This window comes from Serratia sp. M24T3 (genome assembly GCF_000257645.1).
In the GTDB taxonomy this organism is placed as follows: domain Bacteria; phylum Pseudomonadota; class Gammaproteobacteria; order Enterobacterales; family Enterobacteriaceae; genus Rouxiella.
Map to the genome: position 1 here is coordinate 79,881 of NZ_AJHJ01000012.1, position 16,373 is coordinate 96,253.

The 16,373-nt window shown below is 51.7% G+C and carries 14 protein-coding genes; 9 read left to right on the forward strand and 5 right to left on the reverse strand.

The features are described from left to right. Window positions 1–89 precede the first annotated feature (89 nt). The 4 genes from murQ (at window position 90) to tadA (ending at window position 3,750) form a co-directional block, all read left to right on the forward strand. Entirely contained in the window at window positions 90–983 is an 894-nt protein-coding gene (gene murQ, locus SPM24T3_RS11965; protein ID WP_009637014.1) for an N-acetylmuramic acid 6-phosphate etherase, read from the forward strand. Window positions 984–1,004: 21 nt separating this feature from the next. Continuing rightward, the gene (locus SPM24T3_RS11970) at window positions 1,005–2,444 is read left to right on the forward strand and encodes a PTS transporter subunit EIIC (RefSeq protein ID WP_009637015.1); all 1,440 of its coding nucleotides are present in this window, start codon (window positions 1,005–1,007) and stop codon (window positions 2,442–2,444) included. A gap of 4 nt (window positions 2,445–2,448) precedes the next feature. Further along, a complete protein-coding gene (yfhb, locus tag SPM24T3_RS11975) occupies window positions 2,449–3,087 on the forward strand; it encodes a phosphatidylglycerophosphatase C (RefSeq protein ID WP_009637016.1) in 639 nt (212 codons plus the stop codon). Window positions 3,088–3,168: 81 nt separating this feature from the next. Further along, window positions 3,169–3,750 (forward strand): tRNA adenosine(34) deaminase TadA, encoded by a 582-nt coding sequence (gene tadA, locus SPM24T3_RS11980; protein WP_009637017.1) that lies wholly within the window; start codon window positions 3,169–3,171, stop codon window positions 3,748–3,750. 21 nt (window positions 3,751–3,771) lie between these two features. On the opposite strand, the gene mltF is transcribed toward tadA, so the two are convergent. Then, window positions 3,772–5,238 carry a membrane-bound lytic murein transglycosylase MltF gene (mltF, locus tag SPM24T3_RS11985; RefSeq protein WP_009637018.1) on the reverse strand — a complete coding sequence of 489 codons (1,467 nt, stop codon included), beginning with the start codon at window positions 5,236–5,238 and terminating at the stop codon, window positions 3,772–3,774. A gap of 281 nt (window positions 5,239–5,519) precedes the next feature. On the opposite strand from mltF, the gene purL reads away from it, so the two are divergent. Next, on the forward strand, window positions 5,520–9,410 hold the full coding sequence (purL, locus tag SPM24T3_RS11990; protein ID WP_009637019.1) for a phosphoribosylformylglycinamidine synthase: 3,891 nt from the start codon (window positions 5,520–5,522) through the stop codon (window positions 9,408–9,410). 20 nt (window positions 9,411–9,430) lie between these two features. Here the strand turns inward: purL and SPM24T3_RS11995 are convergent, their stop codons facing one another. Further along, complete coding sequence (locus SPM24T3_RS11995) at window positions 9,431–10,345, reverse strand: hypothetical protein (protein ID WP_009637020.1); 915 nt, start codon at window positions 10,343–10,345, stop codon at window positions 9,431–9,433. A 160-nt stretch (window positions 10,346–10,505) separates the two neighbouring features. Here SPM24T3_RS11995 and SPM24T3_RS12000 point away from each other — a divergent pair, with 160 nt between their 5' ends. The 4 genes from SPM24T3_RS12000 (at window position 10,506) to agp (ending at window position 14,586) form a co-directional block, all read left to right on the forward strand. Further along, entirely contained in the window at window positions 10,506–11,462 is a 957-nt protein-coding gene (locus tag SPM24T3_RS12000) for an extracellular solute-binding protein (RefSeq protein ID WP_009637021.1), read from the forward strand. A 31-nt stretch (window positions 11,463–11,493) separates the two neighbouring features. Continuing rightward, complete coding sequence (locus SPM24T3_RS12005; protein WP_009637022.1) at window positions 11,494–12,261, forward strand: molybdenum ABC transporter permease; 768 nt, start codon at window positions 11,494–11,496, stop codon at window positions 12,259–12,261. A 268-nt stretch (window positions 12,262–12,529) separates the two neighbouring features. Next, window positions 12,530–13,138 (forward strand): lipid IV(A) palmitoyltransferase PagP, encoded by a 609-nt coding sequence (gene pagP, locus SPM24T3_RS12010; protein WP_009637023.1) that lies wholly within the window; start codon window positions 12,530–12,532, stop codon window positions 13,136–13,138. Between the two features lie 140 nt (window positions 13,139–13,278). Next, a complete protein-coding gene (gene agp / locus SPM24T3_RS12015; protein ID WP_009637024.1) occupies window positions 13,279–14,586 on the forward strand; it encodes a bifunctional glucose-1-phosphatase/inositol phosphatase in 1,308 nt (435 codons plus the stop codon). Window positions 14,587–14,610: 24 nt separating this feature from the next. Here agp and SPM24T3_RS12020 read toward each other — a convergent pair whose 3' ends face one another. Genes SPM24T3_RS12020 through SPM24T3_RS12030 form a run of 3 tightly spaced genes read right to left on the reverse strand, consistent with a single transcriptional unit; the run spans window position 14,611 to window position 16,335 of the window. Further along, a complete protein-coding gene (locus SPM24T3_RS12020; RefSeq protein ID WP_009637025.1) occupies window positions 14,611–14,871 on the reverse strand; it encodes a hypothetical protein in 261 nt (86 codons plus the stop codon). Window positions 14,872–14,898: 27 nt separating this feature from the next. Next, entirely contained in the window at window positions 14,899–15,738 is an 840-nt protein-coding gene (gene sseA / locus SPM24T3_RS12025; RefSeq protein ID WP_009637026.1) for a 3-mercaptopyruvate sulfurtransferase, read from the reverse strand. Between the two features lie 33 nt (window positions 15,739–15,771). Continuing rightward, window positions 15,772–16,335, reverse strand: a complete 564-nt coding sequence (locus SPM24T3_RS12030) for a GNAT family N-acetyltransferase (protein ID WP_009637027.1) — start codon at window positions 16,333–16,335, stop codon at window positions 15,772–15,774. Window positions 16,336–16,373 lie beyond the last annotated feature (38 nt).

Consider the following 16,373-nt stretch of genomic DNA (forward strand, 5'->3'; position numbering starts at 1 on the left):
TCTCTAAGCTAGCAAAAAAAACTCGCTTTGCTGAATAAACTATTCAAATATGAGAAATGAATTTCGAATTAAATATTCCAGAGGTCATGATGAATTTAGGCGCACTTGTATCTGAAACCCGTAACGCTGCCACGACCCGCCTCGACGAAATGTCGACGCTGGAAATGGTCACTTGCTTTAATGAGGAAGACAGTAAAGTCCCCTTGGCTATCAAGGCAGTACTGCCGGAAATCGCCGTGGCGGTAGAACTGGCCGCGAAATCCTTTATGGCCAATGGGCGACTGATTTACCTCGGTGCTGGCACTAGCGGACGCCTTGGCGTGCTTGACGCTTCGGAGTGTCCGCCGACCTTTGGCGTACCGCACGGCATGGTGATTGGGCTAATTGCCGGTGGGCCGGGTGCTTTACTGAAAGCCGTAGAAGGGGCTGAAGATAATGCTGAACTTGGCGCCGAAGATTTAAAAAGTCTCAATCTTACTGCCGCCGACACTGTGGTCGGGCTGGCTGCCTCTGGACGCACGCCATATGTGATTGGTGCGCTGCGTTATGCTCACAGTCTGGGCTGTGCCACGGTGGCTATCTCTTGTAATCCAGATTCGCCGATTGCCCATGAGGCGCAGGTTGCTATCTCGCCAGTGGTAGGACCGGAAGCGCTAACCGGTTCCACACGCCTGAAATCAGGCACCGCGCAGAAGTTGGTGCTGAATATGATTTCAACCGGCGCGATGGTCAAAATTGGCAAGGTGTATCAGAACCTGATGGTCGATGTGAAAGCGACAAACGTCAAGCTGGTGGATCGCGCCTGCCGCATTGTGGTCGAAGCTACCGGAGCGCAGCGCGCCGAGGCTGAAGCGGCCTTGCAGCAAACCGCGTTCGAGGTAAAACCGGCTATTTTGATGATCCTCGCGCAAATCAGTGCCGAGCAGGCGATCGTACGTTTGAGTCGGCATCAGGGCTTCCTGCGCGCGGCATTGGCGGAGTAAAAACCAGTTTCAGGAGAATAAATGGCAACGGATAAAACTCAGATATTGGCAACGCAGATCCTTAACGGCGTTGGCGGAGCAACCAATATCATTAAACTTGAAAATTGCATGACCCGGGTCAGGATTGAAGTTGAAAATGAGCAGTTGCTGGATCTCCCTGGACTTAAAAAGCTGGAAGGGATTAAGGGTTACGTCAAGCAGGGTCAACAACATCAGCTGGTAGTCGGGCCGGGCGCTGCGGGCAGGGTAGTTGAGGCAATGCAGAGTTTGTTGGCCGACGGCATTAAACAGCCAAAGACTTTCGATGCCAGTCAGCGGTTCACCAGCGCTGTTCTTGACAACGATGTCACTAACAAAGACTTCGTTAACAATGACATTACTCAGAGTAAAGCCCAAGCCAAGGCAAAATATTCAGCACCGATGAGTGGCGCGCTGCGCCAGCTCGCCAACGTTTTCATCCCTCTGATCCCGGCGTTTATCGCCTCGGGCCTTATCACTGGCATTATCAACCTGCTTAAGCGGCCTGATATCGCCGGGCATCTGGCGCTGGATTATCCCAACGCGCTCGCGCTGCTCGGAGTTTTCGGCGGTGCGGTGTTTGCGATCATGAATATTCTGGTTGGCGTTAATGCCGCTCGAGTCTTTGGGGGATCTCAGGCGATGGGCGGAGTGATGGCTGGTATTCTTTCCAGCCCGCAGCTGGCGCAAATTACGCTGTTTGGCGAGGCGCTGCAGCCGGGGCGCGGTGGTGTTATTGCTGTGCTGCTGGTGGTGGCGCTGATGTGCTGGGTTGAAAAACGTCTGCGGCGTCTGTTGCCGGAATCGGTGGAACTGATCCTTAATCCGCTGTTTACCACTCTGATTACTGCAACACTGGCGATAGTGATCCTCCAGCCGTTGGGTGGCCTTATCTCTGACGGGATTGCTCAAGGAGTAAATATCGCCATTGATCGCGGCGGTTTGGCCGTTGGAGCGGTATTGGCAGGATTGTTTCTGCCGCTGGTGCTTTCCGGTTTACATCAGGGGCTGGTGCCTATCCACGTTGAACTGATTCAGGCGCACGGTTCTAATCCTTTGTTGCCGATACTTGCCATGGCCGGTGTCGGGCAGGTCGGGGCGGCCATCGCGGTGCTCATTAAAACTCGCAATCCAAGGCTTAAAAAGGTCATCAAGGGCGCATTGCCGGTGGGGATACTGGGTATCGGTGAGCCGCTGATCTTCGGCGTCACGCTGCCTCTGGGGCGACCTTTTATTGCCGCCTGTCTGGGTGGTGCGGTTGGCGGTGCGCTAATATGTTATTGGAAAGTGGCGACAGTCATTACTTTCGGCATTTCTGGTCTGCCTTTGGCGTTGACCATTATCTCCGGTAAAGTCATGCTCTATCTCACTGGGGCCCTGATCACTATGGTGGCCGGTTTTATTTTTACCTGGATTATGGGGTTCAACGATCCCGAGGAGTAACGCATTGGGCGCGAAGACGGATCGACGAATAGTTTTTTTTGATCTCGATGGTACGCTGCATCAGCAGGACATGTTCGGCACCTTTATGCGTTTTCTATTATGGAGAATGCCACAAAATCTGCTGCTGGTGGTTCCGATGCTGCCGGTTATCGGCCTGGGAATGCTGCTCTGTGGGCGCGCGCAGCGCTGGCCGATGAGCCTGCTGTTGTGGTCAATTACCTTTGGCCATAGCGAGGCGCATTTAAAAGGACTTGAGCTGCGCTTCGTCAACTGGTTCCGCCAGAAAGTCGTGGCGTTTCCGGTGGTGCAAATGCGCCTGCGTGATTATCTCGACCGCGACAACGCCGAGGTGTGGCTGATAACCGGCTCCCCCGAAAATCTGGTGCAGCAGGTGTATAATTCCTCTCCTTTTCTGCCGCGTGTCAGGCTGGTTGGCAGCCGAATTGCGCGCCGTCATGGCGGCTGGGTCCTGGCTCTGCGCTGCCTTGGCGAAGAGAAAGTATCGCAGCTGGAACAGCGTATCGGCTCGCCGCTGAAACTGTACAGCGGGTACAGCGACAGCAAGCAGGATAACCCGCTGCTGTTTTTCTGCGAGCATCGTTTTCGAGTGAGCAAGCAGGGCGAGTTACAGCAGCTGGAATAATGCGCCGCTGTTTGCCCATTCCTCTTGCTTAAGTCTAACTTAATAAATCGGCTGGCTACACTGGGTCTGCGAGGGAGAGCAGTGTATGATGGCCGCCGTTTTGGAGAGGGTGAGGTTTACGTGACAGAGCAATACAGCGATCAATACTGGATGCAGCATGCCATGGCGCTGGCAGTTAAAGCGCAGGATGCAGGTGAAGTGCCGGTGGGCGCGGTGTTGGTGTTAGGTAATCAGGTTATTGGAGAAGGGTGGAACCGTTCTATTGGGTTTCACGATCCGACCGCTCACGCCGAAATCATGGCGCTGCGACAGGGCGGGCTGGTGGTGCAAAACTATCGGCTGCTCGATGCGGTGCTGTACGTCACGCTAGAACCCTGCGTAATGTGTGCCGGGGCCATGGTCCACAGTCGCATTAAACGCCTGGTCTACGGGGCCGCAGATTTAAAAACAGGTGCTGCGGGGTCGTTGTTGGACATCTTGCGCCATCCCGGGATGAATCATCACATGGAGATTACCTCTGGCGTGATGGCCGAAGCCTGTTCTACCCAGCTCAGTGACTTCTTTCGCCTGCGCCGAAGTCAGCAAAAGTCATTACGTCAGGCTCGGCGCATGGCAAAAAATTGCGCCGATCCCGCCTCTACCGATCCTTCATCTGCAGATTGATAATTTATTACGCGAGAGAACTCAGCCTCCCGCGTTTTTCAATTCATCAGCGCTGACTGCCGGATAACCTGCTGCAAGCTGCGCCTGTAATGCCAAAGCTTGCGCTTTCTGCTTTTCTTTCTCCATCAAATATCCCACCAGGCTTATCTGATATTTGCGGATGTTCTCGACGTAGTTAAACGCCTGAGTGCCGCTGGCATAGCCGTAAGTCGTTTTGCTGTAATAGCGTTTTTGGTTGAGCAGCGGCAGGCGCTGTTTTACGTCAACCCAACTGTCTGGATTACCTTTTTGCGCCGCAGTGATCGCCCGCGCATCCAGCATGTGGCCATAGCCCATGTTATAGGCGGCCAGTGCAAACCAGATCTTGTCATCGTCATCAATGGTGGCCGGCAGTGTATCTATAATGTTGTTGAGATACAGCGCGCCGCCGCGAATGCTTTCTTCGGTATCAAGACGATTCTCCACCCCCAGGCCCTGCGCGGTCGCGCGGGTCAGCATCATCATGCCGCGCACGCCGGTCGGCGAGGTTGCGCTCGGGTCCCAGTGCGATTCCTGATAAGAGATAGCCGCCAGTAAACGCCAGTCGATTTTGCCCGCATACTTCTCAAACATCGGTTGCAGAGTAGCGAGTTTGTCATCGATGCTATTAAGGAAGGCGCGGGTGTCAACAAAGTCAAAGCCTCCGACGTGGCCGAGATATTTTTCCTCGAGCCTTTCCAGCGTGCCGTCTTCGGAAATCTGGCTATAGAAGTCGAGCATCGCCGCATAGAGGCTGTCGTCATCGCTGGCTTTGTTGAAATACCAGGTCACCGGCTCGTCTTCGGTGGCGTCAAAGGCAACTGCCAGGCGTGGATAAACCCGCTGTAACAGTGCGACCGTCACGGAATCGCCCAGCGTATATTTCAGCTTGCCGTCAGCCACCTGCTGCATCAGTTCTGCCGGAGAATAGCGATGAGTAATGCCCCAGCCGAGGTTCGGGAACTTCTTTTTGGCCTCTTCCAGCGTGGTGATATGTGCCGCCCCGGCGGAAACCACCAGATTACCTTTGATATCATCATAGGTTTTTGGGCGCACCGAGCCTTGCCGATAAAGTACCTGCTGAGAGACGGTGTAGTACTCCGGCCCGGTACGAAATGACTTTAAGCGCTCGGGATTATAGATAAGCCCGGATGCCAGAATGTCGGCTTTGTTGCTTTTGAGATCGCCAAACAGGCTTTCAATGTCTTTGTGCGGTATCAATACCAGCTTGACGCCAAGGTAGTCGGCGAAACGGCTGGCTAATTCATAATCAAATCCCCGGTCACCGGTGGTGCCGTTAAAATATGTTTGCGAAGAATCGAGCGTGCTCACGCGCAACTCACCACGAGAAAGGATATTTTGTAGCTGATCTCCAGACCCACGTTGCCAGGGAATGCTCGGCCATAGGGCCAACGCCAGCAACAGGGTGATCAGACCTACAATTAAGTAGGTAAATTTTATGCGCTTCAAATAGTTATCTCTCTACCGCGCTATTTTTTTAATAAGATAAAACAGTGCTAAAAATGGGGTTAAGCCCCTGGTGCCGACGCATTTTGCTCAACAAATCGTCAGTCTGCAACTTTATTCCCAATAACCCATATTAACTGTAAGGTTAAAGGTATTATCAATATTCCCTGCGCAAACGGTTTCGTCGCGCTCGAGGATTCTCTATAATAGCCCGCGTTTTCCCCCCTGTTGCGCCCAATGAAGCACCTACGGTCAGTTGCTTCGAAGACGAGAGATATTTGATTATGGAAATACTGCGTGGTTCGCCCGCTTTGTCGGCTTTTCGCATTAACAAACTGCTTTCCCGTTTTCAGGAAGCACAGCTTCCAGTTAACGACGTCTACGCCGAATTCGTACATTTCGCCGATGTCAGCGCTCCTCTGACAACGGATGAACAAACCAAGTTGCAGCGCCTGCTCAAATATGGTCCTTCTCTCGCCGAACATGCTCCCGTTGGTCGACTGATTCTGGTTACTCCGCGTCCGGGTACAATATCCCCGTGGTCTTCAAAAGCCACCGACATTGCCCATAACTGCGGCCTGTCACAGGTTATTCGTCTCGAGCGCGGCCTGGCGTTTTACGTTCAGGCTCCACAACTGACCGAAGCCCAGTGGCAAACTCTTGGCGCGCTATTGCATGACCGCATGATGGAAACTGTCTTTACCGACCTTTCTGATGCGGAAAAACTGTTTGCCCAGCATCAGCCAGCACCGGTTCAGCACGTAGACCTGCTCGGTGAAGGCCGCGTGGCGCTGGAGCAGGCAAATATCAAATTAGGTCTGGCACTGGCAGAAGATGAAATTGACTATCTGGTCAACGCCTTCACCAATTTGGGCCGTAACCCGACAGACATCGAGCTGTACATGTTCGCGCAGGCCAACTCCGAACACTGCCGCCATAAAATCTTTAACGCCGACTGGGTTATCGATGGCGAAGTACAGCCAAAATCGCTGTTCAAAATGATCAAGAACACCTTTGAGCACACTCCTGACCACGTATTGTCTGCTTATAAAGACAACGCCGCGGTAATGGAAGGTTCGAAGGTTGGCCGTTTCTACGCCAATGCCGAGTCCGGGCTGTACAATTTCCATCAGGAAGATGCACATATCCTGATGAAGGTAGAAACCCACAATCACCCGACCGCAATCTCCCCATGGCCGGGCGCCGCGACAGGTTCAGGCGGTGAAATCCGTGATGAAGGCGCAACCGGTCGCGGAGCCAAGCCAAAAGCTGGCCTGGTCGGTTTCTCGGTTTCCAACCTGCGTATACCTGGGTTTGAACAGCCTTGGGAAGAGAACTTCGGCAAACCGGATCGTATCGTGACCGCGCTGGAAATAATGACCGACGGTCCTCTGGGGGGTGCAGCCTTTAACAACGAATTTGGTCGCCCGGCGCTTCTGGGTTACTTCCGTACCTATGAAGAGCAGGTCAACAGTCATAATGGACCAGAACTGCGCGGATACCATAAGCCAATAATGCTGGCGGGCGGAATTGGGAATATTCGTGCCGACCACGTGCAGAAGGGTGAAATCACCGTTGGCGCCAAACTGATCGTGCTTGGCGGACCGGCAATGAACATTGGCTTAGGCGGCGGCGCAGCTTCTTCCATGGCTTCTGGCCAGTCTGATGCCGACCTGGACTTCGCCTCCGTGCAGCGTGACAACCCGGAAATGGAACGTCGCTGTCAGGAAGTTATTGACCGCTGCTGGCAATTGGGCGAAGCCAACCCGATTCTGTTTATCCACGACGTGGGCGCGGGCGGTTTGTCCAACGCTATGCCAGAGCTGGTCAGCGATGGCGAACGCGGTGGCCGCTTCCAGCTGCGCGATATCCTTAACGACGAGCCGGGCATGAGCCCGCTGGAAGTCTGGTGTAACGAATCTCAGGAACGCTACGTGATGGCAGTTGCTCCGGCTCAGCTGGAGCAGTTCGATGCTATCTGTAAACGTGAGCGCGCACCTTATGCGGTGATCGGTGAAGCCACGGAAGAAATGCACCTTTCGCTGGAAGATAGTCACTTTGGCAACCAGCCGATTGACATGCCGCTTGACGTGCTGCTCGGCAAAACACCAAAAATGACCCGCGACGTGGAAACCTTGAAAGCGGTGGGTGACGAGCTTAACGGTGAAAATATTCAGATTGCCGAAGCGGTAAATCGCATTCTGCATCTGCCGGCGGTTGCCGAGAAAACCTTCCTGATCACCATTGGTGACCGCACCGTGACCGGCATGGTAGCTCGAGATCAAATGGTGGGTCCATGGCAGATCCCTGTTGCCGACTGTGCAGTCACCACTGCCAGCCTCGATAGCTATCACGGCGAAGCAATGTCACTGGGCGAACGTGCGCCGGTAGCCTTGCTGGACTTCGCTGCGTCTGGCCGTTTGGCCGTGGGCGAAGCGCTGACCAACATTGCGGCCACCGAAATTGGCAGCCTCAAGCGCGTGAAACTTTCTGCAAACTGGATGTCTGCAGCGGGCCACCCGGGCGAAGACGCAGGTTTGTATGCCGCGGTTAAAGCGGTTGGCGAAGAGCTGTGTCCGGCACTGGGCATTACTATTCCAGTGGGCAAAGACTCAATGTCGATGAAAACTCGCTGGCAGGAAGGCACTGAGCAGCGCGAAATGACCTCGCCATTGTCACTGGTGATTACCGCCTTTGCCCGTGTCGAAGATGTTCGCCACACTGTGACGCCTGAGCTGCGTACCGACAAGGGCGACAGCTCCTTGTTGCTGATTGACCTTGGTGTTGGCCACAACGCACTCGGTGCAACGGCGTTGGCACAGGTTTATCGCCAGTTGGGCAATACTCCGGCTGACGTGCGCAGCGCCGATCAACTGGCAGGTTTCTTCAACGCAATGCAGAAACTGGTTTCCGAACAGAAATTACTGGCTTACCACGACCGTTCAGACGGCGGCCTGCTGGTTACGCTGGCGGAAATGGCCTTTGCTGGTCACTGCGGCCTGACTGCTGATATTGCCTCTCTGGGTGATTCCGCGTTGGCAGCTCTGTTTAACGAAGAGCTGGGTGCGGTGATTCAGGTTCGTGACGAACAGCGCGCCGAGGTTGAGCAGATTCTGGCGCAGCACGGTCTGGGCGACTGTACACACTTCCTGGGCAGCGTAAATCAGGGCGATCGCTTCGTGATAACCTCTGGCGACAAGCCGGTTTACAGTGAAAGCCGCAGCACGCTGCGTACCTGGTGGGCGGAAACAACCTGGCAGATGCAGCGCCTGCGCGACAACCCTGAGTGTGCCGATCAGGAACATGAAGCCAAGAAAGACAACAGCGATCCGGGACTGAACGTCAAACTGACTTTTGCACCGGATGAAGACATTGCCGCGCCATACATCGCGACAGGTGCGCGTCCAAAAGTTGCCGTTCTGCGTGAGCAGGGCGTTAACTCTCACGTTGAAATGGCCGCTGCGTTCCACCGCGCCGGTTTCGATGCGGTAGACGTTCACATGAGCGACCTGATTGCAGGCCGTCGTGACCTGCAAGACTTCCACACTCTGGTAGCCTGTGGCGGCTTCTCCTACGGCGACGTGCTGGGTGCCGGCGAAGGCTGGGCGAAGTCAGTGCTGTTTAACGATCGCGTTCGTGACGAGTTCGAAGACTTCTTCCATCGTCCACAGACCTTGGCGCTGGGCGTGTGTAACGGCTGCCAGATGATGTCTAACCTGAAAGACATTATTCCAGGCACCGAGCATTGGCCGCGCTTCGTGCGCAACCTGTCCGACCGCTTTGAAGCGCGTTTCAGCCTGGTTGAAGTTACTGCAAGCCCGTCGCTGCTGTTGCAGGGGATGGCCGGTTCACGTATGCCAATCGCCGTATCGCACGGTGAAGGTTTTGTAGAAGTGCGTGATGCAGTGCATTTGTCTCAGCTGGAGCACGCGAATCTGGTCGCACTGCGCTTTGTGGATAACAACGGACGCGTGACCGAGAATTATCCGGCGAACCCTAACGGTTCACCGAACGGTATCACGGCGGTAACCAACCTCTCAGGCCGCGTCACCGTGATGATGCCGCATCCTGAGCGCGTATTCCGTAGCGTGAGCAACTCCTGGCACCCGGAAAACTGGGGCGAAGACAGCCCTTGGATGCGCATATTCCGCAACGCCCGTAAGCAGCTTGGCTAATTAATGCCCTCAGGCTGACTCTAAAAATCCACAGTACTTCGGTCTGTGGATTTTTTTTGCCAAATTTCCGTATTGGCCAACTCGATATGCTCGATGAGCATTTCGCGGCAGGTGCCGATCAGGTTGCCGCGATGCACACTTACTCCGTCATAGGCAGTATCTGCCAACGCAGGAAAGGTCGGATATTTAATATCGCTATTAAACAGAGGTCGGCAATCGTTATTGAAGCGATTTTTTTTAAGATTTGAACTGGCAATATTTTTCGCTTCTTTATCCAGCACTGAATCACACTCATCCTGAAGTTGATAAATCTCGTCACGCGTTTTTTGCACTACCGCCAGTTTGCCGTCAATAATGTTGCGAACCTGCTCGGCGTCGTCAGCAATAGGCAGATTATTTTCCAGCGTCCGAAGTTCGAAATTTAGATGACCCTCGCGAAAGCCCAGATTGTCCAAATTCTCATTAAGTTGCCTGTTTGTTTCTTCACAGAACTTCAGGCAGCTGGTGGGAGAAATCTCGGCGAGTTTGATTGACAGTTTATTCTCGGCGGCGCTATTTATCTCGGCCATATGGCTGCAGGTTTCGCTCTCAAATATTTGAGGTTTAATAATTTCGTCCAGTGAATACAGGTCGTTAATGACCTTTTTTAGGCATTCGCGCTGACCCTGATATTTTATTTTACTTGGCGAAATGCCTCGTCTGGATTTATTCCCGTCATATTCTTGATGATCTAAAAATGAAAAATCATGGAACTCGAGCAGCTCGCTGATTTTGTTCTCCAGATGAATGACATTATCCATCGAAGATGGAACAAGCGTATTATTCTTGATTGCACTGAGATGTTTGGTCGCAGAAAAATCGGGTGCGGTTAATACAGATGAAATTGCAGGCAATGCGAAGATGCATTTTATAACGTTTTCAACAGATATTTGCATGATAATCCTCGCTTTAATTGATTCGGCTATTAAAATTTAGAGCGAGTAAAATATTCCCCTTGGTAAAAATTTAATATTAATTTTCGCTCAAAAATGTTGCTTGATTTCTTTCAGATCAAACCCTATCGTTGTGCATCAAACTACATAACGGTGGCTAATCGTGCGTGAATTCTCGAATAAAAAGCTTAATAAAAAATTTAAGAATCTTGGTTCCGGGCTGTTACTGGCTTCAATGACTCTGGGCAGTGCGTCGGCGTTTGCAGCGGATAATATTAATGTCACCTATGCCGGTTCGATGGGCGTGGTAATGGACAAATATCTTGGCCCCACCTTTGCCAAACAGCATAACCTTAATTACCAGGGCCAAGGTCAAGGGGCTTACGGAATGGCGAATCTGCTGGCTTCAAAAAAAGTGGTCGCTGACGTATTTGTTTCTATTACACCCGGCCCGATTGAGGTCTTGAAGAAGGCTGGTTTGGTCGATACTTCGATGCCGGTTGCCAGCACGCGCATGGTGATCGCCTATAACCCAAAAGGGAAATTTGCGCAGCAGTTCGAGGCTATTAAAGATAACAAAGCCGGGGCTGCACCTTGGTGGAAAGTGCTGCAAACGCCGGGCCTGCATTTTGGTCGCACCGACCCGGCGACCGATCCGCAGGGTCAAAATATTATTTTCACCATGATGCTGGCCGAAAAGTACTATCATCAGCCGGGCTTGACCAAAAAAGTGCTGGGCGAGACGACCAATCCTCAGCAGGTTCTGGCTGAAGGGGGCTTGCTGACGCGTCTTGAGGCAGGGCAGGTCGATGCTGCTTCGGGCTACGAAAGTGCCACCCGTTCCGCTAAACTGCCTTACATCGTGTTGCCGGATGAAATTAACCTCAGTAACCCGGACATGTCGGCGCAGTGGTACGATACGGTAAGCTTCACCATCAAAGACAGCGCGGGCAAAGATAAAACACTGCATACTCAACCGCTGGTGTTCTATGCTGCGGTGTTGAAAAATGCCCCTAACCCTGCGGCCGCGAAAGAGTTTATCTCGTTTATGAAGAGCGCCGAAGGGCAGAAAATATTCCGGGAAAATGGCTACGACAAACCCAAGGGCCATGATTACTAAGCAAAACAGCCTAAACATAAGGTAACGCCGGATGATCAGTCTGTGGCTGGCCATTCCGGCCCTTGCCCTATTAGCTATTCCATTTATCACGCTTATTTCCATTACACCATGGCGAGGTTTCCATCTCGCCTATGGTGACTGGCATTCGGTCAGCATTTCATTGGGGCTGAGTGCGGTTTCCATCCCGATTATCATCATTTTGGGCATTCCGCTGGCCTTGTGGATGGCGCGTAGCCAGAGCCGCTGGCGTTCGTGGGTTGAGGTTGCCGTCATGGTGCCTCTGCTCACTCCGCCACTGGCGATGGGCATCTTGCTGGTCTCAGTTTATGGCCCTTATGGCAGTGTTGGCGAGGGGCTTTCCCGTATTGGTGTGTCGCTGACCAATAACGCGGGCGCTTTTGTGTTGGCGCAGGTCTATGGGGCATTGCCGTATTTTGTGATGTCGGCCCGCGCTGCGTTTGAAGGCGTCCCGGCAGATGTTGAAGAAGCCGGCAAAACGCTGGGTGCCTCGCGCTGGAATATTCTGACTAAACTCACATTGCCTATTGCTGGCAGAGGGTTAGCCACCGGATTGGCGATCGCCTGGGTCAGAGTGATCGGCGAATTTGGTATTGTGATGGTGTTCTGCTATTTCCCACAGGGCATTCCGGTAAAACTGTTTATCAACCTACAGAATGACGGCGTTAACTCTGTATACACACTCATGTGGATATTACTGATCACTACCTTGCCTTTCCCGCTGTGGTGTTTTTCTCGCATGGGTAATCGCCGTAAGGGGAATATGACTCTGGCCGAATAAATTAATGTGAAATAATATTAATTAATAAGATTCCTATTCTCGGCTTCATTAGGGTTGCTTTTTTTAAATGTTAAGCAACCTGTATTTTTAAGGCATTTCACCTTAATTTATTATTAATTTCCTTAATTACCTTCCCATTAAAGTCTTCCATATCAATTAGTTATTTAAAAGGTTTTCTTTATTAAGGCGACGTTTAATATTTCATAACGAAAGTTGCGTTATTATTGCTCATCGAAATTATTTTACTAAATATAAAGAAGACTGTTTTATGCGTAACTTTAAAAAAACACCTCTGGCTCTGATTCTTGGGCTTTGCCTGCTCGCATCTCCGGTATTGGCAGAAAATTCCATACCCGGTGTCACATCCGAGAGCTCTACCGAACAACCCTCCGGATTCAGCGGCTGGTGGTCATCGTGGAAAAATGATGTCTCCACTACCTGGAGTGCGCCGCAACGGCACGACCTGTATTTGCCAGTCATTACCTGGCATAACCGATTGACCTACGATCGTGCTCATACAGACAACTATAATGAGCGGCCTTGGGGCGCAGGCTACGGTATTTCTCGCTACGACGAAAAAGGCGACTGGCATGGCCTTTATATTATGGCTTTTAAAGACTCTTTCAATAAATGGGAGCCGATTGGCGGTTACGGTTATGAGAAAATCTGGCGACCGTTACAGGATCAGGGATTTAAATTAGGTCTGGGATATACAGCTGCGGTTACCGCGAGGAATAATTATAATTATATTCCGATCCCGCTGGTGCTGCCGCTTGCCTCAATCGGCTATGAGCGTTTGACCTTACAGGCGACCTATATTCCGGGAACCTATAATAACGGCAACGTGTTCTTTGCGTGGCTACGATTCGATTTTTGATCATGTCTTTTGTTAATACAGCGCTGTGAGCTAGATCCCTCTCTGCCACAGCCTGATCCCTTATGCTTGATTTTCCTTGTTTTACTTAGCTTTAACCCGTTATAAACATGAGAAGTCATTTATAACATCAGGAGAATCATGTGAAAAGATCGACCCGTCTTGCACTTTTAACTACCCTGGCATGCGTAATCTCATCCACTCTGCCTGTGATGGCGGCAGAGAATAATCTCGAGCTGGAACAGGTACTTATCTTCAGCCGTCATAGTATTCGTGCTCCTTTGGCCAATTATAATAATGCGCTGGGTAACGCGACCACGCACACTTGGCCGGTGTGGAGCACTGAAGGTGGCCTGCTAACGCCGAAGGGCGGTAAGGTCGAAGAGCACGTGGGTCAGTATTACCGTCTGTGGCTTGCGCAGAACAAACTGTTGCCAGCCAAAGGATGTCCACAGGCGGGGGAAGTGTTTACCTATGCCAACAGCCTGCCGCGGACCATCGATACCGCGAAGCATTTTCTGGTCGGGGCGTTTCCCGGCTGTGAACTTCCGGTGGTTAATCGCGTCGAGGTCGGCAAGATGGACCCCGTGTTTAACCCGATTGTTACCGCTGAAGTTACTGATCAATTTAACCAGGCAGCGATCGATGCAACCAATAAGTCTGCCGGTGAAGGTGGGCTAGATGGGATGAATAAGCGCCTGAAAGCCAATTACGCGCTGATTGAAAAGATCCTCGATTATAAAAACGGGAAAACCTGCCAGCAGGATAAAGTCTGCGATTTGGCCTCTCAGCCTTCAAAACTGGTGCTCAGTCAGGGTAAAGAGCCAGGTATTTCTGGTCCGCTAGGTTTAGGTACCGGCGTCAGTGATGCCTTCATGCTGCAATACTATGAAGGCTTGCCAGAGAAGGACGTTGCCTGGGGGCAGGTTAAAACGCCAGAGCAATGGCGTCAGGTAGAAGAATTCAAGAATGCCGCGCAGAAAGCCCTGTTTAGCTCGCCGCAAGTGGGAAGAAACACTTCTGCCACCACGCTGCAATTTATCTCTGGCGTGCTGGATAAGTCGCAGGCGAAAACTGCCGATCAGCAGGCTGGGCAGAAAGCTCGTGTGACTCTGATGGTTGGACACGATTCAAATATTGCAGCCTTTGTCTCGGCGCTGAAGATTAAGGATTTCACTCTGCCGGGCCAGTATGAGCGCACGCCAATCGCCGGAGCAGTGGTTTTCCAGCGTTGGCATGACAAGAAAACGGATAAAGATCTGATTAAGATCGAGTATGTTTATCCAACGGCGAAACAAATTCGCAACAACAGCACGTATAGCTTAAAGCAGCCGCTGCACAGAACTGTTTTACAATCTGCAGGCTGTCCTATTGATAATAAAGGTTTTTGTTCATCTGACACCTTTAATCAATTGCTGCAGGAAACTTTGAAAAACCAAGTTGTTAACTAATAAATCATAACAGGTCTTATTTTATTACATTTTAATAACAATCTTGTGGGCAATTAGATCTACACTGGTTTCAGTGATACCCCAGAAGAAATAAAGAAAGACTCTCTCTGATAGACCAGTTTGTTCTGCCCGTACCTCTGTGCGGGCTTTTTTTTGCCTGTCGATCAGGCCATGCTCTGCGCCTTTATTACCCCAGATAACAATATCCTGCGCGCCTTTACCGCTTAAATCTTCATCTGAAACTGCAGCAGTTTCATCACGGTGGGCTGCAAGGGCGAAAGTCATCACAGCCGTTGCGGAAAGGCAGACCGATTACTGAGTTTCGATCGGGTAATCTTCGTTAATATCACCCCATTCAGCCCAGGAACCGTCATAAATCAGCACATCTTCGAACCCAATAAGATGCAGGCCGAACAGCAGTGCGGCGGCGGTAACGCCAGAACCACAGCTGGCAATGGTCGGCTCGGCGATATTCACACCCAGACGATCGAAAGTTTCTTTTAGCGCCTGAGGAGATTTAATTTGGCCATCCTGCGTCAGTTCGGTAAACGGCACCGATAGGCTGCCAGGAATATGGCCGCCGTGCAGGCCCGGACGCGGTTCAGGCTGCTCGCCTTTAAATCGGCCCAGCGAACGCGCATCGATAATCTGCGTTTCGCCCAACGACTGTTTAACCTGCGCCGCAGTGACGACAACTTCACGCTCAAGTTTCGCGTGGAAAGAGGCTGGTTCGAGGGTGTTTATGCCACTTTCAGTGATTTTCTGCTCTTTTACCCAGGCGTTTAGGCCGCCGTCGAGAACTCGCACGTTAGTTGCGCCAAAGCGGGTCAGCATCCACCAGACACGTGGTGCGCTGAACAAGTCACCTTCGTCATACAAAATAATCGTGCTGTCATTGCTGATACCGCGCTCACTCATTGATAGGGTGAATGCTTCGGCGCTTGGCATCATATGCGGCAAGCCGGTGCTGCAATCCGAAATATCATCGACCTCGACGTAAATTGCTCCAGGAATGTGTGCTTCCTGATATTTACCACAAAAATCAATGGGTGGTGTGATGCCAGGTTTTGATTTACGGCAGTCGATAACGATAAGACCAGGCTCGTCGAGATGAGAAGCCAGCCAGTCGGTTGAAACGATAGATGAACTCATTAGTTCCTGATCCTGTGATAAAAGGGTTTAGGGTTAGACCAACTTTTGCGGCAAATCGCCGGGTATCAGCGAGTAAACCCAGGCATCCTCGGGCGTTCCCTGATAGTAAAGGCGATTGCGGTGACAGCCCTCGTCAAAGGCACCGGATTTTTCAGCAACTCGACGGCTGCGCTGATTTTTGGCCAACGCCACGATTTCCAATCGCGTCAGGCCCAGCTCTTGAAAAGCAAAGCGAGAAATAGCCTGCACGGCGGTCACCGCCAACGAACGGCCGGTAAAATCGCTGCGTATCCAGTAGCCTATATTGGCAGTTTTATACTCTTGAACAATACGGTTTAGCGCGATAGAGCCAATTATTTTGCCGCTGGCAACGTCAAACAGACAGAAGCGGTATTCCAGTCCACGCTGACGTTTAACATAAGATTCAATCAGATAGGTGCGGCTGTCCTCAAGACTATAGCCCGCATCGCACCAACTCTCCCAAGCGGAGATTTCCTTGACTGACGCCTGAATCGCCTCGAAATGCAGAGGCGCTTCAAGCTCGGTAGGAACGCGAATTTCAATATGCTCATCCCGAAAGATCAGACGGCTTGTCATATTATTATCTCCTGATGATCGATTCCCGCAGGGTAAGA

Excerpts from the sequence above, each read along its gene's own strand:
- murQ (WP_009637014.1), top strand. The coding sequence starts at position 90 with ATGAATTTAGGCGCACTTGTATCTGAAACCCGTAACGCTGCCACGACC.
- SPM24T3_RS11970 (WP_009637015.1), top strand. The coding sequence starts at position 1,005 with ATGGCAACGGATAAAACTCAGATATTGGCAACGCAGATCCTTAACGGC.
- purL (WP_009637019.1), top strand. The coding sequence starts at position 5,520 with ATGGAAATACTGCGTGGTTCGCCCGCTTTGTCGGCTTTTCGCATTAAC.
- SPM24T3_RS11995 (WP_009637020.1), bottom strand. The coding sequence starts at position 10,345 with ATGCAAATATCTGTTGAAAACGTTATAAAATGCATCTTCGCATTGCCT.
- SPM24T3_RS12005 (WP_009637022.1), top strand. The coding sequence starts at position 11,494 with ATGATCAGTCTGTGGCTGGCCATTCCGGCCCTTGCCCTATTAGCTATT.
- pagP (WP_009637023.1), top strand. The coding sequence starts at position 12,530 with ATGCGTAACTTTAAAAAAACACCTCTGGCTCTGATTCTTGGGCTTTGC.
- SPM24T3_RS12020 (WP_009637025.1), bottom strand. The coding sequence starts at position 14,871 with ATGACTTTCGCCCTTGCAGCCCACCGTGATGAAACTGCTGCAGTTTCA.
- sseA (WP_009637026.1), bottom strand. The coding sequence starts at position 15,738 with ATGAGTTCATCTATCGTTTCAACCGACTGGCTGGCTTCTCATCTCGAC.
- SPM24T3_RS12030 (WP_009637027.1), bottom strand. The coding sequence starts at position 16,335 with ATGACAAGCCGTCTGATCTTTCGGGATGAGCATATTGAAATTCGCGTT.